Below are 5,365 nucleotides of genomic sequence, written 5' to 3' on the forward strand. Positions count from 1 at the left end.
TTCCATTATTCGAAGTATAATTCAGCTTTGCGCCCGACTCGAAGTATGGGGAATTTTCGGCTACCAGGCTGCGTGTCATCGCCCAATTATCTTTCCCGATCGCACTTTCAAAACCAATGTGCGAAGGCATAATACCAGCATCCAGCCACAGATTGGCATTTTGGGTGAGCTTCACGCCGGCATTGGCTTCGTAAATGTTTTTCAGCACACCCGGTTCGGCGGCGTAGTTGGCATTCATATATGTACCCACTGCCAATGCCAGATTGGCGCGCACGCGGTCACTGTTGTAGCTACCTTTGACAAACCCAAGATTCACATTAACTTCTCCCGCACGGTTGAAATTGTATAAAAAAGAAGGCGTTGTGTTATTCAGCGGACGATTGAAGTCGTAATTATAATAAGCTTCCAGATAACCGCTTACAGTAAAAGCAGGGGCAGTTTTGGTTGTATCCTGGGCATTGGCGTTTTGAAAATGGGCGAGCATTATAGCTGCCGCGAAGTACTTTTTCATTTGTATTAAAATTGAATGACTATTTAAGCGCGTCCAAAGCCAGGTTCAGCTTCAACACATTCACCCGCGACGATGGCCCGAAAACTCCGAACAATGCACCTTCCGTGTTTTTGCCGATCAAGTCAGTTACCCTGTTTTCGGAAATGCTGCGAACCCGCGCGATCCGACCGGCCTGAATCAATGCAGCCTGTTCCGAAATGTGCGGATCCAGTCCGCTGGCGCTGGCAGTTACCATTTCGACCGGTATATCCGCTTTCGCCACGCCTGGGTTATGCACCAGGAATGTATCAATGCGCGCCTGCACCGTCGCGAGATATTCGGGATTGGACGGACCTTTGTTGCTACCGCCGCTACCGGCAGAATTATAGTCAACTGCTGACGGGCGTGAGTTAAAGTACTTGTCCGCGGTAAAAACCTGACCAATATTGGCGTAGTACTTCCTGCCGCCACTCGTAATCACTTCACCTTTTCCGTGATTAGGAGCCAACTGGGCAATTGCCCAAACGATGCCGGGATAAACCACGCAAAAGAGTACAAGCGTAGCTAGTGTGAGCCTGATAGCAGGCATTATATTCGTTTTCATATGTTTTATATTTCTAACTTTAAAGAAAAATTGATTTCTATGGAAGCTGTGTTGCGCGTTCAGCCATCGGAGTTCACTGACGAGCTCATTAATAAGATCAGGACATTGCTGAGTGGCTTGGAGGATGGTGAAATCACGATCAGTATAAGCGAGAAACCTTCTGCTGGAATCCTGCGATTTGAAACAAAAGAAGAATACTTTTTACGGCTGGACAAGTCGCTTTCATTATGAGTGTCTATGGTCATTACGATCAATAATCAAATCCAGATACTGACAATCACATCAATCACCTTAATCCCTACAAAAGGAACCAGCACGCCGCCCAATCCGTAGATAAACAGGTTCTTCCGTAGCAATGCGCTTGCGCCGATGGGCGTGTATTTTACACCGCGCAATGCCAGCGGGATCAGGAACGGGATGATGATTGCATTGAAAATCACTGCCGACAGAATGGCGCTTTCCGGACTGGACAATTGCATGATGTTCAATCCTTGCAAGGCTGGGATGCTGGCGATAAACAATGCAGGGATGATTGCAAAGTACTTGGCTACGTCGTTCGCGATTGAGAATGTCGTCAGTGTGCCGCGGGTCATCAGAAGCTGCTTTCCGATTTCTACGATTTCGATCAGCTTGGTCGGATCATTGTCCAGGTCGACCATATTACCTGCCTCTTTAGCTGCCTGGGTACCGCTGTTCATCGCCACACCTACGTCTGCCTGGGCCAATGCAGGCGCGTCATTGGTACCGTCCCCCATCATTGCCACGAGGCGGCCGCCTTCCTGTTCTTTTTTAATGTAGTTCATTTTGTCTTCGGGCTTGGCTTCGGCTATGAAGTCATCTACACCTGCTTTTTCCGCAATGAATTTGGCCGTGAGTGGGTTATCGCCAGTCACCATCACCGTTTTCACACCCATTTTGCGCAACCGTTCAAATCGCTCGCTGATGCCCGTCTTGATAATGTCCTGCAACTCGATCACGCCTAGTACCTGCTCGTTTTCAGCGACCACCAGCGGCGTACCGCCATTGTTGGAGATCGCTTTTACTCTGGTATCAATCTCCTCAGGAAAGTGGTTACCCGCACTTTCCACCAGTTTTTTAATGGAATCAAATGCCCCTTTTCTGATGCGTGTATTTTCATAATCCACACCCGAGCTGCGCGTTTCGGCCGTGAATTCTACAAATTTTGGATTGGGCAAGCTGTAAGTAGCAGGGGTAGCATTGGCGAGTTCGAGTATGGATTTACCCTCCGGCGTTTCGTCTGCGATCGAGCTCAATACGGCGCTTTTGATAAAATGATTATCGGTAACACCATTGGCTACGTGGAATTGGGTGGCTTTGCGGTTACCAATGGTGATCGTACCGGTTTTGTCCAGCAATAAAACGTCCACGTCACCGGCTGTTTCCACGGCTTTACCCGATTTGGTGATCACATTTGCCCGCAATGCGCGGTCCATACCAGCGATACCAATCGCAGAGAGCAAGCCACCAATCGTCGTCGGGATCAGGCACACGAAAAGGGAAATGAATGCCGCAATGGTGATGGGTGTATTTGCGTAGCTCGCAAATGGCTGCAAGGTGATACAAACAATGATAAATACGAGCGTAAAACCTGCCAGCAGGATTGTCAGCGCGATTTCGTTTGGCGTTTTCTGACGGCTGGCGCCTTCTACCAATGCAATCATTTTGTCCAGGAAACTTTCGCCCGGCGCGGTAGTTACCCGCACTTTGATCCGGTCGGAAAGAACCTTGGTACCACCTGTGACGCTGCTTTTGTCACCGCCTGCCTCGCGGATCACCGGCGCAGATTCGCCTGTGATTGCACTTTCGTCGATCGTGGCCAAACCTTCGATGATTTCACCGTCCATCGGAATATTGTCGCCTGCCTCGCAGATGAAAACGTCGCCTTTTTTCATCTGGACGGACATCACCTGCTTCGTGTTTACATTGAATCCCTGCACGTTATCGACCACCAGTTTCGCCTGGGTTTCTTCACGTGTTTTCCGCAAACTGTCTGCCTGCGCTTTTCCCCTTGCTTCGGCGATTGCTTCGGCAAAATTGGCGAAAAGCAATGTCAGGAACAGGATCAGGAACACCACGAAGTTATAGCCGAAGCTGCCCTGCGATTTTTCCCCGAAGAGAATCCAGAGACTTACAACAAGCATTACTATCGTCCCGATTTCCACGGTAAACATCACAGGATTTCGGAAGAGCAATTTGGGATTCAGTTTGATAAACGATTGTTTAATCGCTTCATTCACAAGCTCCTTTTGAAACAAGGAGGTGGTTTGAGTTTTCATTTTGATTGGGCTGTCGGCAGTCGGCTTTTGGCAATCGGCTTTGAGCTTTCGGCATTATCAGACAGCATTTGTTTAATTGATACTTGAAATACTTTAAGAAGATTTTATAAACGCTATCGATCAAAAGCTGACTGCTGATAACCGACGGCCGACAGCCTGCTACTAACCGCTAAAAGCTCCCGCAAAATACTCCGCAATCGGGCCGAGCGTCAGTGCCGGGAAGAAGGATAGGGCCGCAATGATCACGATCACGCCGAGGGTCATCAGGCCAAAAGTTGCTGAGTCGGTCGGCAGCGTGCCTGCACTTTCGGGGATGAATTTCTTTTTGGCTAAAAGCCCTGCAATCGCCACCGGTCCGATGATCGGGATGAAACGGGAGAAGATGAGCACAATGCCGGTAGTAATGTTCCACCAGAGGTTATTGTCGCCAAGCCCCTCAAAACCGCTGCCATTATTCGCGGCTGACGAAGTGTATTCGTAAAGCATTTCGCTGAATCCGTGAAAGCCGGGGTTGTTCAGGTTGGCCGATGTGATTTCGGGAAATGCGGCAGCCAGGGCAGTTCCGGCCAGGATCATGAGCGGGTGTAGCAGCGCAACGATCATCGCAATCTTCATTTCACGCGCCTCAATTTTCTTACCAAAAAGCTCCGGCGTGCGGCCTACCATCAAACCGCTGATAAAAACGGCAAGTACAATGAATACAAAGAAGTTCATTATTCCGGCGCCGCAGCCGCCGTAAAATGCATTGGTCATCATCGCCAGCAGCTGCATCATTCCGGAAAGCGGCATCGCGCTATCGTGCATGGAGTTAACGGACCCAGTTGAGATAACGGTGGTAGCTATACTCCAAAATGCAGAGGCGGCGCTGCCGAAGCGAACTTCCTTGCCTTCCATTGCACCAGCTGAAATATCGACACCCAGTTTTCCGATCGCCGGATTGCCGTTGATTTCCCAAACCATTGTAGGGATCACGAGCAGCAGAAACCCGACAGTCATCACGCCGAAGATCATCCAGCCGAATTTTTTCCGCCTCAAAAAATAACCAAATGCAAATACCATCGCGAATGGAACAATCATTTGCGAGAACATTTCGACCATGTTGGTCAGGTAGCTGGGGTTTTCGAGCGGGTGCGCGGAGTTGGTACCGAAGAAACCACCGCCATTTGTGCCCAAATGTTTGATCGCCGTAAAAGCCGCCACCGGGCCGGTAGAAACCTGAACCGTATCGCCCTGCATGTTGATGACAGTATCTTTGCCTTCGAATGTCATCGGCGTGCCATTGAAGACCAGGATTGTGCTGATTACAAGAGATAGAGGCAGTAAAATGCGGGTGCAGGATTTGACAAGCAGGTTCCAGAAGTTCCCCAGCTGTTCGGCAGTCCGGTTTTTCAATGCAATGAAAATGATCGCCGCAGCCGCCAAACCGGTACCGGCGCTGACAAATTGCAGGAACATTAAAAACATCTGTGAAAGATAACTCACGCCGCTTTCGCCCGAATAATGTTGCAGGTTACAGTTGACCACGAACGAAATGCTGGTGTTGAATGCCAGGTCGGCAGTTTGGTTGGGGTTACCGTCGGGATTGAGTGGCAGCCAGCTTTGGTTCATCAGAACGAAAATGCAAAGCAGATACCAGACCATATTGACGGTCAGCAGCGCGAACATGTGTTCTTTCCAGCTCATTTCGCGCTTTTCATCTACGCCGGTAAGTTTGAAAAGCAACTTGTCCAAAGGTCCCAGCACGGGATCAAGCAGTGTTTTGTCGCCTGCATAGACTTTGGCGATGTATTTTCCGAAGGGGATTGCCAGCAGCACCGTGACAGCAAACATAGCAATGACGCCTAATAATTCAGTATTCATTTATTTGTGATTTAGTCCGGCTCTGGTTGTTGCCAAAACGACTTGGTTTAAAATTTTTCAGGTTTGACCAATACATAGCACATGTAGCCAAACACGAGGATCGCGACGATGAAT

General features: G+C 49.2%; 6 protein-coding genes. 1 reads left to right on the forward strand and 5 read right to left on the reverse strand.

Features of this window, described 5'->3' with window-relative positions:
* Positions 1 to 511: outer membrane beta-barrel protein (locus ACTIE6_RS16680; RefSeq protein WP_439557721.1), on the reverse strand; the 511-nt coding region annotated here is incomplete at its 3' end.
* Positions 512 to 530: 19 nt separating this feature from the next.
* Entirely contained in the window at positions 531 to 1,094 is a 564-nt protein-coding gene (locus ACTIE6_RS16685; RefSeq protein WP_439557722.1) for a K(+)-transporting ATPase subunit C, read from the reverse strand.
* A 39-nt stretch (positions 1,095 to 1,133) separates the two neighbouring features.
* Between ACTIE6_RS16685 and ACTIE6_RS16690 the strand changes: the two genes are divergently transcribed.
* On the forward strand, positions 1,134 to 1,325 hold the full coding sequence (locus ACTIE6_RS16690) for a hypothetical protein (RefSeq protein WP_439557723.1): 192 nt from the start codon (positions 1,134 to 1,136) through the stop codon (positions 1,323 to 1,325).
* Positions 1,326 to 1,351: 26 nt separating this feature from the next.
* Here the strand turns inward: ACTIE6_RS16690 and kdpB are convergent, their stop codons facing one another.
* The 3 genes from kdpB to ACTIE6_RS16705 form a co-directional block, all read right to left on the reverse strand.
* Positions 1,352 to 3,391 (reverse strand): potassium-transporting ATPase subunit KdpB, encoded by a 2,040-nt coding sequence (gene kdpB / locus ACTIE6_RS16695; RefSeq protein ID WP_439557724.1) that lies wholly within the window; start codon positions 3,389 to 3,391, stop codon positions 1,352 to 1,354.
* A gap of 162 nt (positions 3,392 to 3,553) precedes the next feature.
* On the reverse strand, positions 3,554 to 5,251 hold the full coding sequence (gene kdpA, locus ACTIE6_RS16700) for a potassium-transporting ATPase subunit KdpA (RefSeq protein WP_439557725.1): 1,698 nt from the start codon (positions 5,249 to 5,251) through the stop codon (positions 3,554 to 3,556).
* Positions 5,252 to 5,298: 47 nt separating this feature from the next.
* Positions 5,299 to 5,361: a potassium-transporting ATPase subunit F gene (locus ACTIE6_RS16705; RefSeq protein WP_439557726.1), complete on the reverse strand. Its 63-nt coding sequence runs from the start codon at positions 5,359 to 5,361 to the stop codon at positions 5,299 to 5,301.
* Positions 5,362 to 5,365 lie beyond the last annotated feature (4 nt).

The organism is Dyadobacter sp. (assembly GCF_051859145.1).
Classification (GTDB): domain Bacteria; phylum Bacteroidota; class Bacteroidia; order Cytophagales; family Spirosomataceae; genus Dyadobacter.

Coding starts and splice junctions, on each gene's coding strand:
- kdpB (WP_439557724.1), bottom strand. CDS start 3,391: ATGAAAACTCAAACCACCTCCTTGTTTCAAAAGGAGCTTGTGAATGAA.
- ACTIE6_RS16685 (WP_439557722.1), bottom strand. CDS start 1,094: ATGAAAACGAATATAATGCCTGCTATCAGGCTCACACTAGCTACGCTT.
- ACTIE6_RS16690 (WP_439557723.1), top strand. CDS start 1,134: ATGGAAGCTGTGTTGCGCGTTCAGCCATCGGAGTTCACTGACGAGCTC.
- kdpA (WP_439557725.1), bottom strand. CDS start 5,251: ATGAATACTGAATTATTAGGCGTCATTGCTATGTTTGCTGTCACGGTG.